This window comes from Shewanella sp. YLB-07, from assembly GCF_009377275.1.
In genome coordinates this window covers 76,957-100,997 of sequence record NZ_VOQB01000001.1, presented here as the reverse complement: position 1 = coordinate 100,997, position 24,041 = coordinate 76,957, and the positions used below count along the sequence as shown (strand labels likewise).

At 47.2% G+C, this 24,041-nt stretch carries 11 protein-coding genes; 2 read left to right on the top strand and 9 right to left on the bottom strand.

Features of this window, described 5'->3' with window-relative positions:
- Nucleotides 1–76: 76 nt before the first annotated feature.
- The gene (locus tag FS373_RS00415) at nucleotides 77–4,294 is read right to left on the bottom strand and encodes a collagenase (protein ID WP_152828842.1); all 4,218 of its coding nucleotides are present in this window, start codon (nucleotides 4,292–4,294) and stop codon (nucleotides 77–79) included.
- A gap of 484 nt (nucleotides 4,295–4,778) precedes the next feature.
- Here FS373_RS00415 and FS373_RS00410 point away from each other — a divergent pair, with 484 nt between their 5' ends.
- The gene (locus FS373_RS00410; RefSeq protein WP_152828841.1) at nucleotides 4,779–5,258 is read left to right on the top strand and encodes an aminoacyl-tRNA deacylase; all 480 of its coding nucleotides are present in this window, start codon (nucleotides 4,779–4,781) and stop codon (nucleotides 5,256–5,258) included.
- Between the two features lie 109 nt (nucleotides 5,259–5,367).
- Here the strand turns inward: FS373_RS00410 and FS373_RS00405 are convergent, their stop codons facing one another.
- The 7 genes from FS373_RS00405 to FS373_RS00375 form a co-directional block, all read right to left on the bottom strand.
- Nucleotides 5,368–7,185 carry a glycogen synthase gene (locus FS373_RS00405; protein WP_227992486.1) on the bottom strand — a complete coding sequence of 606 codons (1,818 nt, stop codon included), beginning with the start codon at nucleotides 7,183–7,185 and terminating at the stop codon, nucleotides 5,368–5,370.
- 63 nt (nucleotides 7,186–7,248) lie between these two features.
- Nucleotides 7,249–8,517 (bottom strand): glucose-1-phosphate adenylyltransferase, encoded by a 1,269-nt coding sequence (gene glgC / locus FS373_RS00400; RefSeq protein WP_144047613.1) that lies wholly within the window; start codon nucleotides 8,515–8,517, stop codon nucleotides 7,249–7,251.
- Between the two features lie 102 nt (nucleotides 8,518–8,619).
- A complete protein-coding gene (locus FS373_RS00395) occupies nucleotides 8,620–11,124 on the bottom strand; it encodes a glycogen/starch/alpha-glucan phosphorylase (protein ID WP_152828840.1) in 2,505 nt (834 codons plus the stop codon).
- Nucleotides 11,114–13,252 (bottom strand): glycogen debranching protein GlgX, encoded by a 2,139-nt coding sequence (glgX, locus tag FS373_RS00390; protein ID WP_152828839.1) that lies wholly within the window; start codon nucleotides 13,250–13,252, stop codon nucleotides 11,114–11,116. Before glgX ends, FS373_RS00395 begins: the two co-directional genes overlap by 11 nt.
- Nucleotides 13,239–15,620 (bottom strand): 1,4-alpha-glucan branching protein GlgB, encoded by a 2,382-nt coding sequence (gene glgB, locus FS373_RS00385; RefSeq protein WP_152828838.1) that lies wholly within the window; start codon nucleotides 15,618–15,620, stop codon nucleotides 13,239–13,241. The genes glgX and glgB overlap by 14 nt, the downstream gene beginning before the upstream one ends.
- A 113-nt stretch (nucleotides 15,621–15,733) precedes the next feature.
- A complete protein-coding gene (gene malQ, locus FS373_RS00380; RefSeq protein ID WP_152828837.1) occupies nucleotides 15,734–17,929 on the bottom strand; it encodes a 4-alpha-glucanotransferase in 2,196 nt (731 codons plus the stop codon).
- 809 nt (nucleotides 17,930–18,738) lie between these two features.
- Nucleotides 18,739–19,905, bottom strand: a complete 1,167-nt coding sequence (locus tag FS373_RS00375; protein ID WP_144047616.1) for a porin — start codon at nucleotides 19,903–19,905, stop codon at nucleotides 18,739–18,741.
- A 607-nt stretch (nucleotides 19,906–20,512) separates the two neighbouring features.
- On the opposite strand from FS373_RS00375, the gene yiaY reads away from it, so the two are divergent.
- On the top strand, nucleotides 20,513–21,661 hold the full coding sequence (gene yiaY / locus FS373_RS00370) for an L-threonine dehydrogenase (RefSeq protein ID WP_144047617.1): 1,149 nt from the start codon (nucleotides 20,513–20,515) through the stop codon (nucleotides 21,659–21,661).
- 312 nt (nucleotides 21,662–21,973) lie between these two features.
- Here yiaY and FS373_RS00365 read toward each other — a convergent pair whose 3' ends face one another.
- Complete coding sequence (locus tag FS373_RS00365; RefSeq protein WP_152828836.1) at nucleotides 21,974–24,025, bottom strand: cation:proton antiporter; 2,052 nt, start codon at nucleotides 24,023–24,025, stop codon at nucleotides 21,974–21,976.
- Between the last annotated feature and the right edge of the window lie 16 nt (nucleotides 24,026–24,041).

The window sequence follows — 24,041 nt, the reverse complement described above, 5'->3', positions numbered from 1 at the left end:
AAACGGGCCTTAGTTGCCTAAGACCCGCTTGTTTTATGAGCAAACGATATAAATAGCTTTTACTAGCGACTCAATGCTATTTAAGGGTGACCTTTAGCGTCACATCTTCGCTGCTAGGCATACTTTGCACCGAGACATAATACCAACCACTCTTTGGCTGATTCACAGTCACACTCTCTATGGTACCTGGGTTAGCTGATGCACCTGTGTTGCTGCTCGCATCGGGCCAGCTCTCGCCTACATATAACTCCAGCTCTCCGACGCCGTGTCCGGTTTCAGCCGTTAAGCTCTGAGTACCGGATGGCACATTGATATAGAAAGATGAGCGACCATTTTTGACACAGATAGAAACACCGTCACTGATACTGCCATAATCTTGCACAGTTTCAGTCGCGCACGTATCGGCTAATCCACTAGGTTGCTCTGGCTCAACTGGCGGCTCGACCGGTGTTGTACCCGAGTCAGTTAAACTCACCTTCACAGTGACACCTGAGTAGCTAGTGCCAGTGTCGATGGCAATATAACGCCAGCCACGATTAGCTACCACATGCAGACTCTCGCTGTTACCACTTAGCTCAGACTTAGATTGCGCGTTAGTCGATGACGCCCAAGTATCTGCATTAAAGTAAATGTTGGCATCTCCCTCACCACCTTGTGTAGTGATGTACAGATCTGTGTTATCCGCATCCACATAGACATAGAAACTGCCTTTGCCACCACTGATACACTCTTCATTTTCAAGGCTCAACTGGCCAGAGGTGATCGTCGCGACGCCACAGCTCTGCACTACACCATTGTTAGGATCGTTTGGATAGGCATCGGCATTATCACCTACACCGTCACCGTCACTGTCCAAGGTTTCCGTTGCATCGTTAGGGAAGGCATCTAAGTTATCACCTACACCATCACCGTCACTGTCCAGCGTTTCCGTTGCGTCATGAGGGAAGGCATCTGAGTTATTACCTACACCATCACCGTCGCTGTCCAGCGTTTCCGTCGCATCGTTAGGGAAGGCATCGGCATTATCACCCACACCATCGCCATCCGTATCGACAGATTCAGTTGGATCATTGGGGAAGGCATCTTGTGAATCTATGACGCCGTCCCCATCAGTGTCCACAGGAGTCGTTCCACCACCGACGAGTTCTTCAGTGATTAGGTAATCATTACTGACACCTTCTTCCGTCATCACAGCAACGCCTAAACACTGGCCGCCAGTATTGGTAATTGCCGCACGGCGGTTACCAAACCACTTCCAGGTGGTAGCACTGTCATAGGTTTCTCCGCTTGCCAAGGTCGTGAAACCAAAGCTCTCGCTAAGCTCACCGGTTTCATTGTCTACGCGGTAAACACGCACAGATGTGCTGCTGTTATTGGTAAAGGAGAAATCAGCCTCAAACGGACCCGTTAGATGCTTATTCATCAGATCACAACTGCCTATTGTATTGGCAGCTGGAATTAGCTCAGGCGCCGCCACATTAGCAATGGTAGCCGCGTCGATAATGAAATCGGCAGTTGCATTGTTTAGCACACCCACACTTAAACAATTCAAGCGGGCATCGGCTAGCATGATACGACGATCGCCATACCAGATATCGGATGTGTAGCTCTCCCCCTTATTGAGCGTACCGTAACCAAAATCAAACCCAGTTGCCGCACTGGCATACTTAGGTTTGCCTGTCAGGTTATCGACTCTGAACAGACGAACCGGATAGTCTGTGGTGTTAGTGATGGTAAAGGCATGGGACTCATCCTTGATAAGGTGAGGTCTCACTAACTCACAGCTGCCCAGCATATCTTGTTCGGGAATCGCCTCAGGCACCACATCTTTGACTAAATCTGCATCGATAGAGAAGCTGTTCTGAACCGGCTCCATCACAGCAACCCCTAAACAGTTCATGGCATTATCGGTCAGCATCAAGCGATCGCCTTCACTCCAGCTTGCAGCTGTGTAGCTTTCACCAAGATTTAACGTTTTATAGTTCTTGGCGAAGTTAGCCGTGCCCTTGTTGTTATCTATCCAAAACAGAGACACAGGCGTATCTGTGGTATTAGTGACCGTATATTCGGTCTTATTCGCGTCCACCTTACGCACATATTGCTGAGCCAAGGCGCAACTGCCTATGCTATCCGCTGCCGGAATCAATGCCGTGGCTGGTGACACAGTTTCAGAATTTGCTAACACGAAGGCTTCGAAACCAGCCTCTGTGCGCTCCGCTACACCTTTTAGTACTTCGATATAGGCGGCATTATCACCGGCCTGCAGCGCAGCTGTGATAGAGGCGACTTCATCCGGATGCTGCTCACCCAGATAGCGCATGGCAAAATAGCCCCATTGATACAAATCATCATACTCATAGGACATAAATAGCAAGTTATACAGAGGTGGAATCGTTTCGCCCTTTAAGGCATTAAGTGTACGGGTATGCTCGGCACCATTGGCCATATACTCGGCCATGCCCTCTGACCAGGAAACGTTATAATCGAATGAGCCATATGATCCCGCCTTGATATAGCGACCATCTAGATAGTGTACAAACTCATGTCTCAAGTTATAAATCTGGTCGATATACTGACAAGATGTTCCCACCCAAGAATCCGGACACTGCATGGCAATAAAGCGCGCCTGATTACCGACATTCTCCGGCGTACCTTCGAGGTACATACCACCGTTATTGGTGCTAATGCCGAAAAACTCAGGGGCGTACTTTTCATAATCTTCGGGGCTGGCGAACGCCACCACTTCTATGACATCGTTTTGATCACCAGTAACAGGCACGCCGCCGGTATTGAAGAAATTGTGGAACTCAGTCTCTTGCAACGCAATATCGGCGCAAGACTGGGTTAAGGTTGCCTGGCTAATACTTGATTGGGCGCGAATAACCACCTTATCGGTACACTGATGACGTACGGTTAAAATGTCTTCCTCTTTCGGTGGCACCACACAGCTACCAAACAAGGGGTCGCTCGCCTCACACTGACGACCCGCTGACTTTAAGTAATTCTTAGTCACTATGGTCTCAGTGGTTTCGACCGAGATCACCTGAGTCACCTTGCCATGTACCTCTAAGATGCTGCTATCGAAACGCGCCTTGGCCTCGTCGGTTGCTATACTCGATATCTTGCCCATAGCGATAAAGGTATGGGGTAAGATCCATTTTCTATCGGCTTCGGTGGACCATTTCATATCCAGTGACGTTTCCCCCAAGAAGGCAAAGGAGCGCATCACAGAAAGCACATCCAGCATATTGCTGTTGTAGGCAGATTTGACCGAACCATCACCATAGTAGGCAGCAGAACCAATGGCTCCTAGTAGCGCCATGGCCGCATCACCGGCATTGGTGGCGCCAAACGGGTTTGTCTGAGTAGAGTAGTATTGAATAGTCGCTAACAGGTGAGGCAGTTGGTCCTTAAAGTAGCTCGCACCAGCGCCGCGCTCAAAGTTATTTAGCGCCTTAGCATAACCTTCCTGGATAACGCCGCCATCAGTGCTCAAGAAGCCAGTCATACTCGCGACGGCTTGAAGTGCAATGCTCAGCTTAACGGCCTCTGCATCTGACATAGCAGGCGCGTAATACTTATATGAGCCCAAGAAATACAGCAGTTGATTGAGATCTGGGTCGGTCAGATCGTCAGCGCTCGCAAGATAGTGAACCGCATCGCTCACATCATCAATAGGGTCATTTACACCACTGGCAATACCTTCAAAATCGCTGTAAGTCGCGGCTAAGATGGTAGCAATCGCGTTGCCGTATTGTGCTTTCGATGAAATAGATGGCGTAGGAAGGTCGACAACAATATTCGTGTCGAAAACAATATAGTCACCCATAGGAGGTGGAATATCGCCACCAGTCACAGTCACTTGCAGTGTCGTTTCTTGTATGTTGCCGTTAATCTTGAAATAACGTGCTCCGGCGCGGGACACGAAAGAGATTGACTCATTATTAGTACCGACTGTGGCACTGGTCAGTTCCGCATTGCCACTCCAGTCATCACCATCATAGAGGACGATATCGGCATCACTGCCACTGAATGTTCCACCGGATGTAGTAATGGTGACATCACTGTTCTCATAGGGCACATTCACATAGAAATAATGACCATAATCGGTAATACAATAAGCTTGATTAGCGGGGACTTCCCCCTGGCGCTCTAAGGTTTTAGTGCCACACATCTCGGCCGCTTGCACTGAGGGAGCGTATAGCACACCTAGGTTAAGGGTAAGTAAGATAGCGCTAGCTAGAATAGACTTTTTGGAAGATATACTATTTATTGGTTTTATAATGTTTCTCATAGGGTTTACCTCATGCAACGGCGCCAGCTTATCGCTGGACATACTATTCATATAAGTAAAAAGACACTTTAGTTCTACGATGCGACCCGTAGATATTCCTTTGACTGCACACATGCAAGGTGGGCAGGTGTCTTTAATTATCCATCTCTATTTATTGATTTTTTCTTGGTGCTTTCACTAGACAGTACTTTTGTTAATAAAATGTTTCTTTTTATTTCTACTGTATATTGCATGCAATAATCAAGGGTAGATGAATATTAATCATGTTAAAGCTTGAGGGATATTTGAATAAGAATTGAATAAAAATAAAATAAGGATTATAAATCAGATAAATACGTCATGTAGTAACCTATCTTACGAAGGTTAATTATATGACTCAATGTTCAGTACATATTATTGAGCGATTTGAGTTCGTTCGAACCTAACTTTAAGCCTCTGGACTATAATTACTACTAACGCCATATTGGCTTCGAGAGGTAACACCATGGCTATTTCTACCCGGTTAAATGAGTATCTGCAGGATAATGAAGTGAACTATGAGCTTGTCTCTCATCCCCATAGCTTTAATTCCCTGAGCTCGGCCATAGCGGCGCAGGTCTCACCATCCCAGCTGGCAAAGGCGGTGATCTTAGAAGATCATGAAGGACGTAAGATGATGGCAGTGTTACCCGCTAACCATAAAATCAGCTTGGGGGCACTGGGGGACAAACTCAATCGAGACCTACACCTGATGAAGGAGCAGGCTGTCTATCAGATGTTTAATGACTGTGAGAATGGGGCTATTCCCCCCTTTGGAGGCGCCTACAATTTAGAAGCGGTTTATGACGATCTGTTAGTGGATGCCAAAGAAGTCTATTTTGAGGCTGGAGACCATAGCAGCTTAGTGCACATAAGCCGAAAAGATTTCGTCAAACTGATCAAAGATGCCAAACACTTAAGATTCAGCCATCAAAATATACATTAGGTTTGAGCATCATCGAGTCATTAGCAGATGCCTGATGACTTCGATGCTGATGTCGGTAGCTGATTTAGCCATTTAGTTCAATGCTAAATCAGATACCTAAGACGATGATTTAAAACTCATAGAGATCTTGCCTATACTTTAGCGCTGAGCTTGCCCAATCGAATCTCTGTTGACTGGCTAAGCGTTCCATACTCTGCCACTTTTCACTGTTATATTCCCCGAGGGCATCGGAAAAACGCCCCAACAGACTCTCAGCTTGCCCCGCTAGGCTATCACCAAAAAACAGATAGCCGGTTTCATTATCGGCCACAGTATCGCGCAGGCCACCCACTCCGTGAACCAAACAAATTTGTCCCGCCTTCATCGCGAGCATCTGACTTATCCCACAAGGCTCGAAAGAGCTTGGCATCATAAAGAGATCGCCGTTTCGATACAGGGCATCCGAAACGGCCTCATCATAGCCATTAAGGAATATGAAGTTAGCATATCCGGCTGCAATGGCACTGAATTCTCGGGCGATTTTAGCGTCGCCGCTGCCCAGCAGTATGAATACCCCCTCGGGATGAGTCTGAGCCAAAGCCTGTAATATAGACTCGAGCACTGAGACTCGCTGGCCATTAGCGAGCACGACTCTCTGACGCAAGATAAGCACCTTCTGATCCGTCAGTCGACCGACCGAAGTCACTAGCATATTTGGGCCTATGTGCTTATTCATCGACGGCTTGTCTGCCGATTGCAGCTTAGATAATTGTGTATCTTTAGATAGCCAGACACGTCGCCACAATCCTGCAATTCGCGTCAGGGCTATCTGATCACAACAGGCAACCCACTGTTTATCACCCTGCCAGCACAACAGCGCCGACTCCATCAGTTCCAACAGCCCGAGCCAGGTATCATCTTGTTCGACTATACCCTGCACAGCCCTGGGGTGATCCGGTTTATTGCCTAACTCCTGAGTGTTCGCTCTATTCTTAGCAGCCGTACCCCTGACGCCCTTGTCTCTGAGCTTATCCCTGACACTGGCTTTGGCACTCCCAAGACTCTCCTTAACACTCGCTTCATCGGCAAGCTCATCGTAGACACAGGCATTTAATATCCCCACCAGCGCACCCGAGTCTTGTTTACGCTGCAGATCTGCCTCCAGTCCTTCGCCACCAAAAAAACCAGCGCCATGATCTGAGGGTTTCAGCACTTCATCGGCGTAAGTCGGTGAAACCAGGTGAACCTTAGCGCACAGATTAATTCCGACTCTCATGGGGTTGATACAATGGGGATAGCGGGGGTCTATCACAGCTCTAAGCTGCTCAGGAGATAACTTTTCCAGTAGGTTCGGAAACCAGGCACTCAAGGAAGAGCTGTCACCTCTGAGTGGGCGTATCCCCTGTATGGCCAGATTGTGTATGGTATAGACACAGGGAATAGCCGAAAGCTTTTGGAAATCTTCATCGTATTGGCTCAAGAGGGAAAACATGGCGCTGTGCCAGTCATGGAGATGTATCAGCTTCGGCCAGGGTAACAAGTGCTCGTTGATCGCCGTCGCCACACAGAGGCAAAACAGGGCAAACTTATTGGCATCCTCGGCGAAGGGCCGCTCGTCACTACCTTGGCTATAGATCTCCTGAGCTTTCCCGCTAAACACGCCATCTTGAGCGTCGATGAAATAGATCACCGCGCCCTCAACTTCCGGATGAGGAGTACTTAACAGAGCGACACTCTGCCTGGCACCGCCAAAAGTCACACTAAATTCAGCAAGCTTAGTGGCGTTAACTGAGCCAGCGAGAAAGCCATAACTTGGCATAATCACATCGGTCATCACACCTTGCTCCGCCAAAGCGGCCGGGAGATCGCGGATAACATCCGCCATTCCCCCCACTTTAGCCCTTGGTATCGAGCCGTTCTCGGCGGCTAACATCAATACTCTTTTCAATGTTCTTTCCTTATCCACTACGAAATAAAGCGCAAAATAAAGTGCAGAATCAAGTACAGAGATTCACTCATAGCCTAATGGCAGTCCCAACATGTCTCTTGTCACTAACACCACGCCCTTCTCCGAGACCCTAAAGCCTCTTTTTCTGTCATGAACATGGTCATAACCAATCACAGTGCCTTCGGGAATGATGCAACCACGATCGAGAATGGCATTCTTAATTTTACAATGTCGCTGCACCACTACATCGGGCAGAATCACCGCGCCTTCGACTTGTGAATAAGAGCAGATTCTCACCTCATTAAATAACACACTCCTGCGCACCGTTGCCCCAGAGATGATGCAACCTCCGGATACGATAGAATCTAAGGTCATGCCTCGCCTGTCATCATCATCGAAGACAAACTTTGCCGGCGGAAGTTGCTCCTGATAGGTCCAGATAGGCCACTTTGCATCGTATAGGTTTAACGGCGGTGTTGGGGATAACAGTTCCATATTGGCCTGCCAAAATGAATCCAGAGTCCCCACATCACGCCAATAGGCTTTTTGGTCGTTAAAATCGCTGCAAAATGGATAGGCGAATACATTATGATCTTGGATAATGGAAGGGATGATATCTTTACCAAAATCTCGCTCAGAGTTTTCATTCAGAGCATCTTTTTTGAGCTGCTCAAACAGAAACTCTGTGTTAAAGACATAATTTCCCATGGAGGCTAGACAAGATTCCGGATTATCCGGCAGGTGTTTAGGCACTTCTGGCTTCTCTTCGAAGCCTAAGATGCGCTGGGTTTCATCGACCTGTACCACACCGAAGGCTCCAGCGGCCTCGGCTACCGGCACCTCTAAACAGGAAACGGTCATGTCCGCCCCGGACTCTGCATGGGCGGCGAGTATTCCCGCATAATCCATACGATAGACATGATCGCCCGATAAAATCATCACGTATTTAGGCATCTCGTGACGAATAATATCCATATTTTGAAACACTGCATCGGCCGTGCCTTGATACCAGTTTTCCGAGAAGCGCTGAGATGCAGGTAAGATCTCCACCGACTCGCCAAGCTCTTTCTTAAAATGGCCCCAACCTCGCATGACATGACGAATGAGCGAATGAGATTTATATTGAGTCACCACGCCCACACGGCGGATCCCTGAGTTGATACAGTTCGATAGTGGGAAATCGATGATCCTAAACTTCCCCCCAAAATAGAGCGAAGGTTTCGCGCGCCACTCAGTTAACTCATGCAAACGGGAACCTCGGCCTCCGGCCAAGATAATGGCATAGGTATCACGGGTTATATTACTGATATAACGTGGACTCGGATTAGGCATCTATACTCGCTCCTTGAGATTCATTGCTTAGGGTTAATTGGCTTTCACCGTTCAACGTTTGCTGTATTGGGTTAATGATTGCAACTTTAGGGTATTGCATGATTAAGCTTTCCATATTTCATCTCTGTAAGCAGAAATGGTGACATCACTCGAAAAACGCCCACTGCATGCTGTGTTGCGTATGCTCATCTTTGTCCAACTATCTGGGTCTCGATAGGCACTCGCAGCCCGCTGCTGAGCCTGTCGATATGATTCAAAATCCGCCGCCGTCATCCAGGGATCTGTTGGCGACTTGATACTCTCTATGATGGTGTCGAAAATACCGGATTCGAGTAGATTAAAATGGCCACTCTCCAGCAGCTCCATGACTTGCTTCAGCGCTGGGGACTCATTAATAAAATGCTCTGGCTGGTAATCTTCTTGCAGTGAACTGACTTGGCTGGCATTTAAACCAAACAGAAAGAAGTTCTCCTCTCCCACCTCTTCTAGCATCTCAATATTGGCGCCGTCTAAGGTGCCGATAGTCAGCGCGCCATTCATCATAAATTTCATGTTGCCTGTACCCGACGCTTCTTTACCTGCGGTGGAGATTTGTTGGGACAAGTCCGTTGCCGGACAGATCTTCTCCATGGCACTGACGTTGTAATTTGGCAAGAAGGCAAACCTGAGGTAGGGCGTGATTTGAGGATCGGAATTGACCATGTGGGCGACATTATTGGCAAGTTTGATCAACAACTTAGCCATGGCATATCCAGGCGCGGCCTTGCCACCGATCAAGACACACCTGGGCACTAATGCGTCTGTGTTACCTTGCAGGATCTCATGATACAAGTGAATGACATGCAGTATGTTGAGCAGCTGACGCTTATATTCATGAATGCGCTTAACCTGCACATCGAACATCATTTCAGGCTCAAATTCGACGCCACACTCTTTGGCTATCATCAAACTGAGTTCACGCTTATTGGCCTGCTTAACCTCACGCCACTCATTAATCAGTGCCTTATCCTCGGTGAAAGCGCTCAGGGCATGTAAGTGCTGCAGATCTCCGACCCATTGCCTCCCCAAGCGTTTTGTCAGTAAAGCGGCCAGCCTAGGATTACAGTGTGCCAACCAACGTCTCGGCGTCACACCATTGGTCTTGTTATTAAACTTTTCCGGCCAAAGCTCATAAAAATGTCTAAATAAACCCGATGTCAGTAGCTGAGTATGCAAGCCAGCGACCCCATTGACCGAGAAGCTGGCAACGATGGCAAGATAGGCCATACGCACATGAGGCTCACTGCCTTCTTCGATGATCGACATCTTGGCCAGCATGTCACCATCTCCGGGCCAGTGGTGAGCCACATGATCCAAATATCGCGCATTGATCTCATAGATGATCTCTAAAATTCTGGGGAGCATCTGCTCGAACATACGCACGGGCCAACGCTCTAACGCCTCGGGTAACAAGGTGTGATTGGTATAAGCCATGAAGTTGGTGGTAATTTCCCAGGCCTGATCCCATTCCAACGCATAATGGTCCAACAGCAAGCGCATCAACTCAGGGACGGCCACACTAGGATGCGTGTCATTGAGCTGCATCACATTGGCCTTAGCAAAGTCACTGAAGTCACTGCCATTGTGTTTTATCCAGTTATTGAGCAAGTCTTGCAGACTCGCCGAGGATAAAAAATACTGCTGCCTAAGCCTAAGCTCCTTACCGTTCTCGCTGGCATCGTTGGGATAGAGCACCATAGTGATCTGTTCTGCCAAGTTTTTTCTGGCAACCGCTTCGGTATAATCTCCCTGATTAAACTCGGATAAATCAAAATCATCTGTGGCTTCAGATTTCCACAACCTCAAGGTGTTAATGCGGCCATTGCGATAACCAGGTATCGGCATATCATAGGCTACCGCCTGCACATCTTGAGTATCCACCCAAGTGACATGCCGCCTGCCCAATTTATCGATATAACTTTCTGTGTGCCCAAAGAAGGGCACTGTGACATTATGATTGGGCACCCTGACTTCCCAAGGGTTACCATCTTTAAGCCAACGGTCGGGACCCTCTATCTGATAGCCATCGACAATTCTCTGGGCAAACATGCCGTATTCGTAACGGATCCCGTAGCCGGTAACCGCTAAGTCTAAGCTGGCACAACTATCGAGAAAACAGGCAGCGAGTCGCCCTAAACCTCCATTCCCAAGACCGGCATCATGCTCTAAACTCTCCAGAGACTCCAAGTCGACAGCATATTGACTCAGGGCCTCACGACTCTCATCGGTCAATTCCAGATTCAATAAGGCATTGCCTAATGCGCGTCCCATTAAGAATTCCAAAGACAGATAGGCGACTTGTTTAGTCTGATATTGACTGTCTTTGGCTCGGGTCTGTCGCCAGTTATCCAGCATCAGCTCTTTCACGCTACTTGCTAAGGCATGAAACAGATCGTGCTGAGCATACTCTTCCTGACCCAATCCATTATTCATATAACGACTCAAAGAAGCCGATAAGGAATTACATGGCTCGCAATCTTGCTGGAGTTCTTTAACTTCATCCTTAAGTGGCTTATCCGATGGCTTAGCTTTGGACACGCCTTGGCGTTTAGGGGTACTAACACTCATGAACAGGCTCCTTAAATTCGGCATAAAACAGCATCAAGCTTCGATCTTGTAGGCGATATAACGAATGTAAATTCGTAGCAAGTGAGACAGACTCAGGATTTAATTCACTGTCTTGAGTGTGTAACAGACAGCGCCAGGGAGACAGGTTCTCAAGCTCAGGCAAACAAAAATCCAAGCTTTTCTCGTCTGTGTTAAGCATCAAGAGGAGTGCCTGGCGACAGCCCTTTTGCGCCTCAAGCTCACCACTTATCACCAGACTCAGACTGCGAGTCTGGGTCTCACTCCACAAGGCTTTGGTCATCACGACCCCTTGACGACAAAACCAATCGAGTCCGGGTGCATCCACATTGACACCCTCGTGTATGTATTGGCGATGGCAAAGCAAAGGGAAACGTTTTCTGAGATGAATTAACTTGCGGGTAAACTGCAGCAGTGCATTACTGCTGATGTCTTGTTGCCATTCCCGCCAGCTCAGGGGACTGTCCTGACAATAGGCATTATTGTTGCCAGATTGGGAGTGACCGACTTCATCTCCGGCGAGCAACATGGGCACGCCTTGAGACAGAAACAGAGTCGTGAGTATATTGCGGCACTGTCTTGCTCTTAGGCCATTAATATCAGGGTCATCCGTGACACCTTCAACACCATAGTTATGGCTGAAATTTTCCTGGTGTCCGTCGCGATTGTCTTCGCCATTGGCCTCGTTGTGTCTCAGGCTGTAACTAACCAGATCCATCAAAGAGAAGCCATCGTGGCTGGTAACGAAGTTAATACTGGCGGCAGGCGCCCTGCCAGAATGTTCAAATAGATCACTGGAGCCGTGAAAACGTCTGGCAAATTCGGGCAAGATCCCAGCATCCCCACGCCAGAAACGACGAATGGTATCGCGATACCTGTCGTTCCATTCGCTCCAGCCGATGGGGAATTGTCCCAACTGATAGCCACCCGGACCTATGTCCCAAGGCTCAGCAATCAAGCGGATCTGGCTCAGCACAGGATCTTGAGCTAAGGCGTCGAAGAAGCCGGACCCGGTATCGAAGCCATGGGTTTCACGGCCCATACAAGTCGCTAAATCGAAACGAAAACCATCGACGCCCATCACTTCCACCCAATAACGCAGCGAGTCCATCACCAATCGCAGTACATTAGGGTGAGCAATATTGAGTGTGTTACCGCAGCCGGTATCATTGATGTAATACCTAGGTTCACTGGGACTCAAACGGTAATAGCTTAGGTTATCTATGCCCCTGAAACTGTAGGTCGGACCGAGACGATTGCCCTCGGCGGTGTGGTTATAGACCACATCTAAGATCACTTCGATGCCCGCCTTATGAAATTCAGTCACCATATGACGAAATTCAAACACATCATCACCACTCAAATAGCTCTGGTGCGGGGCAAAAAAACCTATGCTGTTATAGCCCCAATAGTTACTCAATTTCTTCTGTTGCAGGAAAGGCTCATCGAAGAAACTCTGCACTGGCATAAGCTCGACACAGGTGATGCCTAAGTTGGTGAGGTAGCTTATCGATTCAGGACTGGCGAGTCCGGCGAAGGTCCCCCTGTGATGTTTGACAATACCCGGATGCAACTGAGTGAAGCCTTTAACGTGCAGTTCATAGATGATGCTGCGCCTCAGAGACAGTGATACCTCCTCCTGGCTATAACTTTTTTGCACCGGGATCACGGGTCCAAGCTGGCGATAATCTACCACCCGACACTTTGGCATACTGGCAGCATTGTCTGTCGTGTCGAAGGAGAGATCTTGTTCACTATCTTCGAGTATGTAACTGTAATGGCGTGGGTTATCACTGCACTCGCCCACCAATTGCTTTGCATAGGGGTCGAGCAGGAGTTTATTGGCATTAAACCTGTGCCCGGATAGCGGTTGAAACAAACCGTCGACGCGATATCCATATAGCAGACCTTCCCTCGCCCCTTCAAGATACCCATGCCAGATATGTTGCGACTTTCTCGGCAAGATAAAACGCCCGATCTCATCATGACCATGTTCGTCGAATATACACAGAGTGACCTGAGTCCCATGGGCCGAAAACAGGGCAAAGTTGACCCCGCAATCATCGACACTCGCCCCTAATGGATAAGGCTTACCGTTAGTTAGCTTCATCAGGCTCACCAGTCTGCTCTAACCCTATGGTTAAGTTAGTGGTTAAGCTAGTGGTTAAGTTAGTAGCTGAATCAATGACTGAGTGACTGGTTAAATGAGATGGCGATAAGACTAAACATCCCAGAGGCGGTACAGTGATCAGACTGCTGTGAGGCATGTTCTGATAAGGCATATTCTCGGCTAATATCACCCCAGTATTACCCACCCCACTGCCACCATAATACTCACTATCGCTATTGAGCAGCTCTCGATACTCGGTGCCCAATGGCAAGCCGATGCGAAAGCCATGGTGAACTTGAGGCGTCATATTGATGACAAATATCAAGTGCTCGTCTGCGGACTCGCCATAGCGGATAAAGCTAAACACGCTAGCCTGGTGATTATCGCAATCGAGCCATTGAAATTTATCTGCCAGGGTGTCTTGGCTGTAAAGTGAGGGCTGACTGAGGTACAGGTGATTAAGGTCTTTCACCCAGGCCTGCAGCCCTTGATGCGGGGCATACTGCAGCAGATGCCAATCTAAACTTCGCTCATGACTCCACTCGTCTCTTTGGCCAAACTCATTGCCCATAAATAGGAGCTTCTTACCCGGGTGCCCCCACATGAAGCCGAAATATGCCCGTAGGCTGGCAAACTTCTGCCAGTCATCACCTGGCACCTTATGTAGCAATGATCCCTTGCCATGAACCACCTCATCGTGGCTCAAGGACAAGATAAATTGCTCACTGAAACAGTACATCAAGCTAAAGGTCAGCTCGTTATGATGATGACTCCTGTGGATTGGATCCCGGCCCAGATAGCGCAGGCTATCGTTCATCCAGCCCATGTTCCACTTGAAGCCAAAACCTAAGCCAGACTCATCGACCCGTTTCGTCACTCCAGGCCAAGCGGTAGACTCTTCGGCGATCATGACGATCCCCGGAAATGCCTGGTATAGACGCTGGTTAAGGCTCTGCAGAAAGCTAATGGCCTCTAGGTTTTCCCGCCCTCCCTCAGCATTGGGGAGCCACTGCCCCGGCTCACGGCTGTAATCGAGATATAACATGGAGGAAACGGCATCGATACGCAGGCCATCGAAATGAAACTCATCGAGCCAATAGCAAGCATTGCTCAGCAGGTAGCTTTGCACTTCGCCGCGGCCGTAATTATAGATCAAGGTATCCCAGTCAGGATGCTCCCCCCGCCTGGGATCTTGATGCTCATACAGGCTAGTGCCATCAAACTGGATTAGACCATGGGGGTCTTTGGGAAAGTGTGCGGCCACCCAGTCGAGTACCACGGCCAAGCCCGCCTTATGGCAGGCATCGACAAATGTTTTCAATCCTGAAGTATCGCCGAATCTATGGCTAGGCGCGTACAAGCCCACAGGCTGATAGCCCCAAGAGCCATCGAAGGGATATTCACTGATAGGCATCAGCTGCAGATGGGTAAACCCCATCTCTTTAACATAAGGAATGAGCTGCTCGATGAGATCTTGGTAATTCAGAAAAAGCTCACCCTCATCTCCCTTACGTCGCCATGAGGCGAGATGAACCTCATAGGTGGAAATTGGCTGGTGGTGCCATTGCTGAGCTTTACGGTACTCTAGCCACTCTTTATCTTGCCAGTTAAAATCTTGCTTAAGGGGTATCAAGGAGGCATTCCCCGGCGCAGCTTGCATGGCTTTAGCGTAGGGATCCGATTTCTCTATGCACTCGCCATACTCAGATATCAGCTCAAACTTATAATGTGCTTTCTCATTAACATCGGGAATGAATATCTCCCATAGGCCATTGGCCAAGTGCTGACGCATCACATGCCGAGTCCCGTCCCAATGGTTAAAATCTCCCACCACAGACACGCGCCTGGCATTGGGGGCCCACACACAGAAATTCACCCCATCGACTCCCTGGCTCTGCCGCCAATTAGCCCCCAACAGGTGATAAGCCTGCTCTAAGCGTCCCTCAGCAAACAGATAAATGTCGTCTCGATTTAACAAGCTTGGAAACTGATAGGGGTCGATGATCTCTTCGACGCTCAAGGGATATTCGACCCGTAATTTATAGAGGAAAGGTTTCACCCTTCGCCCTATCACCCCGGCAAACAGACCGGTTTCATTGACCCGTTCTAAGCTGGCAAGCTTACGTCCGTCCTTAAGGCTAAGCACCTCGACACTGAGGGCACCAGGTAATAAGCAGCGCACCACCAACCGCTTTTTAACCTGAACGGCTTTAGCTTCGGCTTGCTTGCCTTTGGTGTTTTTTGTCGGCGTACCGCTCGGGTTTTCCAGTAGATGCATGCCTAACAGAGAAAACACATCGCAATATTCACCATTAAGCAGCGCAATATCCGCGCCGTGATGAAAGTGAGGGGCATTTTGAGTCATCATTTATCTTCCATTAACGTTAAAATTTATCAGGCTAATCACCTGTTATGCCGATACACTGCTGTAAATACATTCCAGCTGGGCTTTGCGCATTCAGGCACCAATAGTTAAACTCCCTAGCCTTCTGAGTTTCTCGCCGCCCTTATCTGCTCTAGCAGGAGCTTCACTCGTGGAGATTCCTTTATAGCCGAGAGGCTAATAGGCAAGCGTCGCTGCCAATTGGGATACTCATGCCAGGTTCCAGGGATATTCACGCTGTGTATGTCGCCAATGAGATCGCTAAGCTGCACGCTAAATAAGGCCGAACGGCTCATGGCTGAGGCACTGATCCAGGCCTCAAGTAGCGCCTCAAACTCCAGACTGTCGACGGCGGTTTTATCGATACAACCAAGACTCATCAGCAAGCTAAGCAACTGCTGTTTCTCAAGCTCGCGGCCGTTCAGCGCATCGCCCAAGGCGTCATCATTATCGATAAGCTCAAGTTGACGTCTTAGATGCAGATCGCTGGTAGACCACCACGCGGCTAAGTTAGGCACATCGTGATTGGCCAGCATCATTAAACTGTCTTGTTTATGTTTACTGGGACTCATGAAACCATTGCTGTGCTTACAAAAATAGAACAGCTGATTGGAATAGATTCCCGAGGTTCGCAGGCGCTGATCCATCTCGGGGGGAACCAGACCGAGATCTTCTCCTATGATGCAGCACCTGGCTCGCCAGCTTTCCAGACATAGAATGGCAAAAAGACTGTCGACTGGGTAATACACATAGGCTCCCTGCCCGTTATTCTCATCCAATGGGCACCACCACATTCTCAGCAAAGACATCACGTGATCGATTCTCAATGCACCACAGTGACGCATGTTGGCTCGAAGTATGGAAATAACATATTGAAAATTATCTTTTTTCATTGATCGTGGTTTTAAGGGAGACAGGCCCCAGTTTTGTCCCTGAGGCGCAAATGGATCCGCTGGTGCTCCGATACTGGCACTGAGGCAAAATTGCGACGGGTTTTGCCTGACTTCAATCCCTTCTGGGTTAGCGCCCACGGCGAGATCCCGTATCAAGCCTAATGACATCCCAGCTTGCTTGGCACTCGCCTGGCAGGCACAGACTTGCTCTTCGGCAACAAACTGTAAGAAACGATAGAAGTTGAGATTCTTGGGTAAGTCATCGGCAGCTCTCGCCGACTCAAGCTCGACAAATTGAGTCAGTGCTTGCCCTTCTCTATGCACAAAATCATCGAATGCTTGCCTCCTGACCAATGTTTTTTTAGATTTTGACTGACTAAAGGATTGATACAAATGGATAAAGGCGCGATATTTAAGCTGGGTCAACTGGGGATAATCCAGCCAATTGTCAATATTGATTGCGCGCCTTAGACTCTCAAACTCATCTGACTGCAACTTAGATTTTACTTGGGCATACTCAGGAACACCTTGAATATGAATATAGAGGGGATTAATTCTGCGTCTGTCACTGGGACTATACGGGCTCACCTGTTCTGGCTCAGCGATATCTAAGGCATGCAGCGGGTTCAACTGAATAAAATCTCCCCCATGCGCGGCCACCAACTCGATAATTTCAGTTAAATTGCCAAAATCTCCAATACCCCACTGACAGTCACTGCGTAGCGAGTAGAGCTGAATACTGAGCCCCCAAGGACGAGGTTGAGCCTTCGAGACCTTGTCTTTATCTGGATTTATGTCTGAATCTATATCTGAGAGTCTAAATGCTTGTCTTGGGGCCATCATGACGATACCCGAATACCTGTGTATCCCCGCGATTAACTCGGCGCAGTGATAGCCTAAACCCAACCTCATCTCAGGAGAATCAGCTTGCGACCCGACACAGGGCTCTGTATTCACCTTGGCATCTTCTGAACTGACAGGTGTTAGCTTCAGCAAGGATAAGCGATAGTGTAAGTATTGAGTCTTGCCGATGTGATAATCACCGACTATCTGCATATCGGACGGCAGCACGCTAAGACTGAATAAGCAGCCCGACTCACTTAAGATCCTCAGCGTCAATTCATCTTGATAACCATAGGGCAGATACAAGCTAACCTCAGGCTCATCCAGATAGGTATGCTGAAAACCATGAAGCCCTAAGGTCCATGGTTTAGCATCGAGTTCATGAATACGCCGCTCCAGATACCCTGCATCGATTTCACCTCGAGTATCAACTAATTTATCCAGCATGCACCTCAATACTCCCTCCCTGTCCTGAGCAGGGATACGGATATTCTGACCACTGAAATTGATAAACTCGGCACCGACGCCCTGCAGATACAGTAACTTTTCCAGCCCCATACTCGTCGTCCTTATACGAAATAAACATACCAATACTCATTGACATTCACGGCAACAGAAAATACCAAGATGAGGTACATTCATGTCAAACAGATGACAGAGAGATTTTATTTAAAATAAATGAACTTAAACATAAGTAGACTACTTATAATATGTAAATAGTAGACAACTACTATTTACATATTATAAAAAGCACTCTAAAAACAAATCACCCGGCAATAAATAGAAAAACAAATTCAGAATCAAAGTACACATAAAGAGCATTGACCAATAAATAAAATTCATAGGCTATTTTTATTATCATTATTAAACCAAGTCAATGTATTTCTGTAATAAAATTACGAAAATACATTTTAAATTTAGAAGGGACAAGATTAAACAGCGAAGAAATACTTGAGCAACACAATTAAAATCAAAATCTTACAAGGTAAAGCATCAAGAAAAATCGAAGGTGGAAATTAATTTCAGTGCTAATACTGAATAAGGATTAAGTTAGTCTTATATTTACTTAAGCTATAAGCTTATAATTAAATATATATGAACTCACACCTAAATAAGATGAGAAAACTCTTTTCATTACAAAAAACAATACCACTTACAACACAGAACCAATAAAAATAAGGCTTATAATTAAAAGAGGGATGGGAGTATAACCATTTTATATGAAGTAGCGCCCCCTTAATAGATAACGCTATATATTAATACTAGCCATTAGTCGAACAATCTAGATATAAACTTAATAATACTTTAGCCATAAAACCGCTTACTTTTAATATAGCGAGTAGATAATTATTTATTTTAAGCAGACGTTAAAACTGCCAGTCTTTAGAAAAATCATATCTAAAACCTATACTCCATGAGTCAAAGTCATTTAGGTAATCATAATCTTTGGCTAGATACTCAAGGTGAAAACGTAAGCTATCATCTGGTTGCCACTCCAGAGTGGTGTTATAACCATCATACCTTTGACTCAACAGTGCTCCTCGACCATCGTCAAAATCAAAATAGCCTAGCTTCACTCTGAACTGCTCGCTAATTCGATAAGCCGTGGAGACATCGAGAGTGTGACCACTACGGTCTTTAGAAATGGCATCCCTTTGGTAACTTTTATCTTGATAGGCAGCGGCTAAATATAATCCATTATTAAAATCTTGAGCTAAAGATACCGCCCAGACTTCATCTTCTCCCGTTGTGAAATTACCCTCGATACTATCTTGCATTAGATAGGTCACAGCACCATGAAAGCCACTTTGGTCGTAACCTAAACCTAGGTTAACCAGATCGGCACCATTACTGCCGCTTTCACCATCAAATTGAGATGCAGCGAGCCAGCTAAATCCACCGGTTTGAAGTCGATATGTGACCATATTGTTGACAAAGAAAATACCTTCTGCATCATAAGAGAAAGGACTATTTGCATGATTGAAAATATCCACATACTCGGCGATTAACAGGTATTGTGGCGGTCTCTGTTTTCCCACAGCGACTCGGCCATAAGGACCACCGACTGCGACATAGGCTTTCCTGGCTGTGCCAAAGTCGCCATTATTGGAGATATCAATCCCCCACTCACCATGTAACTCTGCAGTCCAACCCGGCATAAACTCATTGGTTGCTTTTATCCCTGCACGGGAAAGTGCATCCCGAACATCCCAGAAGGTTTCAGCATCTTCATCAAAATAGCCGAGAGTGGGTCGCATGGTGGCATAGACACTTAATGTATTATTGAGTGGCTTCTCAGGCATGGTGGAAGGCTCGGCCTCTTCAACTTTTGTTACTTGCTTCATACTAGCTTGCTTGGCTTTTTCAGCCTCTTGGGCTTGCTGGGCCTTCTCAAGCGCTAACACTTGTTGCTGAAGTTGCTCTATTTGCTGCTTCAACATCTCTAAGCTACTGTCTGAATCTGCAGCTACCGCATTAGAGGTGATCACAGAGAAAAACGTTAAGATAAGGATAATCAGAAATATACTTCGCATAAAACCTAACCACGTAAGCAGGCGATAGAAAAAGTATAGACTATACTTTTGAACATAAAACCTAGAGGTTATCAGCTTATTTATATTCGTTTACACCCACCCTGCTCAACTAGGAATCGATACAATGAAAATCAGAACAACATTTTCTGTTGCCTCTGGCGTCGTCATCTTGATCCTAGTTTCCTTACTTTCAATATCTACCGATATCGCCGTGTAAGAACACCTTAGAGGAAAAACCCAAGCCTCTATCGAAGATAATGCTTCTTTACTCGCGGCAGGGATAAGCAACTGGCTTAGCGGGAAAAGTTCTCAGAGAACCAGATAGAGTCTAATATTCAACTTATCGAAGAAGTAAAACAGCGGCAGTTGCTGCTCAATAAGTTCACCGTGTAAGCCTTTCTCCTTTATCGATGTAATCACAGACAGACTAATTCACCACCTTTGTCATAAATTTACAGATTTAGTTGCCCAGATCTAAGTTTGTAACACTCCTTCCCCTGTCTAATCCACTTTTTAGAGTCAGATCACACCTTTCCCTGTTTAAGATTGGTAATTTGGTAACCAGAAATGATAACAACTTTTAACATTCGAGCATAAAGGTGATTTTATGGCTGCTAAATTTTATATCCCATCTGTCAATGTGTTAGGCAAAGATGCCGTCGACGATGCCATAGGTGATATCAAGACCTTAGGTTTTCAACGCGCACTCATTGTTACCGATAAACCCTTAGTAGAGATTGGCTTAGTCGGTCAGGTCGCAGAGAAGTTAGGCGCCGCCGGTATCGTGACAACCATCTTCGATGGCGTACAACCAAACCCAACTTGCGGCAATGTCGAAGCGGGTCTTGAGCTACTCAGAAGTAATGACTGTGACTTTGTCGTCTCTCTCGGTGGTGGCTCTCCACATGATTGTGCCAAAGGTATCGCCCTCGTTGCGACTAATGGTGGCAGCATCAAGGACTACGAAGGTCTGGATATGTCCGCCAAGCCACAACTTCCACTGGTTGCCATCAATACCACAGCTGGCACGGCGAGTGAGATGACACGTTTCTGTATCATCACAGATGAGGCCCGTCATATTAAGATGGCAATCGTGGATAAACACACGACTCCTATCTTATCTGTCAATGACCCAGAGTTGATGCTGGCGAAACCTGCTGGACTCACTGCGGCAACCGGTATGGATGCACTTACTCACGCCATCGAAGCCTATGTGTCTATTGCCGCAAACCCAATCACAGATGCCTGCGCCATCAAGGCAATAGAACTGATAAAGGCTAACCTGATCGAGGCGGTCGATAATGGTCAAAATATCGATGCCCGTGACCAGATGGCTTATGCCCAGTTCCTGGCTGGAATGGCATTCAATAACGCCAGTTTAGGTTATGTGCATGCCATGGCTCACCAGCTAGGCGGCTTCTACGATCTACCACACGGGGTTTGTAATGCCCTCTTGCTACCCCATGTTCAACAGTACAATGCACAAGTTGCCGCGCCGCGCCTAAAAGACGTAGCTAAGGCAATGGGCGTAGATGTATCAGCCATGAGTGATGAGCAAGGTGCGACAGCAGCAATTGAAGCCATTAAAACACTGGCTACAGCGGTTAAAATCCCAGAGAATTTGACTAAACTGGGTGTCAAAGCCAAAGATATCCCAACATTGGCTGATAACGCTCTGAAGGATGCATGTGGCTTTACCAACCCTAAGCAAGCAACACACGCAGAGATCTGCCAGATCTTCACCAATGCGCTCTAATGCGAGAGTGATTGGCTCGTAAGCAGTCAGTCATTTATAAGCCTATCTCCGGATGGGCTTTTTATTGCGAAAAACGGTCAGATACAAGATGACACGTATGATAAACATTCAGTGCCATTGTAAATAGGTGAGATTGATTATTCGAGATGGTAAATTTGTGACTTATCTCTAGCAAAGGCTTATACACTTGTTATAGAGTGGTGAAAGTTAGCTTTTTCCCTGCAAAGAATCAGCAAACTGCAAGGCCCGCTCACTTTTTAAGTGAGCGGGCCTTGCTTATTTTTACGGGCTAATACACTGAAATAATAAGGTTCAGACTAGCTGATTCAGTTTCTTGCTCTCATGCATCTTGAGCTCTACCTCTTCGATAAGCTTCTCGGCATCGACTTCCGAGATCATGCCTTCATGGGTCAACTCCTGGATCTTTTTACGTTCTGTATTGAGCAATATCCTTAAGGCCAGATAGGACTCTACCCGCTCAACCAGATGGGGCGAGTCCTTACGAAAATCATTTAAGGTTTTATCGGCAAATTGATTAACCAGGCTGACTTGCTGCAATACTTTTTCCAGCTGAACAGCCTCTAAAGACAAGCTAGGAGCGAGTTCAAGAATATAAGCACTCGCCTCATACAAGCCTCTGGCACTCTCGAAGGTAATGACATGCTGCTTGTAACTCGCGGCCCGTGCATAGCCTCCTATTATCGGCATTTTTGCACACTGATTCGCCCATTTAGGAATATGCCAATGCTTGGTAATGGACGGTCTGGGCCAAATCTGCGGCGTCCCATCTAGCGCCTTCTCTATTGCGCCGATTAAGATGTGGGTTGCATCTTGGCTAAGGAGACCCTTAGCAAATTGATTCCAATAAAATTGTCGCTCAGATTCCAGTAGCTTTCTTTGATACTCCACCTGAGTATCTATGCTTTCTTCCTCCTTATAGGGCGTCGCTACGGTGATAATATTGCGATCGACCATCGACCAATTAACCGCCTTCAGATGTTCATCTTGTTTAAGGCTCTCCCTTACCTTGGCTATTTCATCGGAGATCTTATGCTGCACCTTAGCAAAGGTCTTCTGCTTGGCCTTCGGCAGCTTGTCCAGCCCAAGTTTTGCCATCACAAAACGCATACTCGAGCCGTTGACCACTATGGTGAGGACCACTATACCCGCTGTGAGAAACAGCACCTGATCCCGTAGCTGAATGTCTAAAGATTCATTCGTCGCCACGATTAAGGCTAATGCTAATGAAACAGCCCCCCGCAAGCCCCCCCATATCAAGACGATTGATTTCTCCTTGGTCAAACCTATGCCTATTCTGGCTAAGATCGGCATAAAACCGACGATCACCATGGTCCTGATGACCAGTATTCCGGCAAAGATCACCGCTAAGTATTGCCAATTAGCGAGATCGGCGAGTCCGAGTCGAGTCGATATAACCAGACCCACTAAGATAAATATCAAGGTGTTAAATAGATAAGATAAGGTATGCCAGAAGTGATGCAGGTGCTCCATCACTTCGGGGGAGAAACGCGTTCGACCAGGGCCTGCGTATATGAGTGCCAGTGTGACCACACTCACCACACCCGATGCGTGAAATACATGCTCAGACAGATAAAATACCAGATAGGGCAAGACCAGCGTCAGTGCGATCTCTATTAGGCTGTCATTAAATAAGGAGCCGATAAACATCAGGCTGATTGCCGCGACAACGGCACCGATAAGCACACCTATACTAACGACCCGAGTAAATTCACCTATCACGTGCATGAAACTCAACTCGGCCTGTGCCTGAGTCGCTAGCCCCAAAAATAAGGTAAACAAGACGATGGCGGTACCATCATTGAGTAATGACTCCCCTTCGATCAGCGTTTGCAGCCGGGCTCTTGAGCACATCTCTTTTAGCAAGGACACCACAGCAACCGGATCCGTAGCGCTGACAATCGCACCAAACATCAAGGCTGTTCCCACCGACCAGTGCCAAGGTAGAACGCTGAGACTTAACAAGGCTGTGATCCCAGTGCAGAGCACCATTCCCGGGATCGCCAACAGGGCGATCTGGGAAAACATACGCTTAAACAGATGAACTTCTAACGAGAAAGCCGACTCGAATACCAGAGCCGGTAAAAAAATAAACATGATAAGGTTAGCGTCTAACTGACTAGCAAGCAGAAAGGATGATTTAAGTTCGTGCAGGAAGGGGCTATGAACTTCATAATCCAACACAGAGCCAATCAACATTCCTAAGACTAATAGGGCCACAGAGTATGGAATTGCCGTATTTTTCAATAGCCTGCGTAACAAGATCCCTAATATTATCGCTACCACAAAAAATACTAACAGCTGTAAGGTCATTTGCATGTGCATACGCATCACCTAGGCA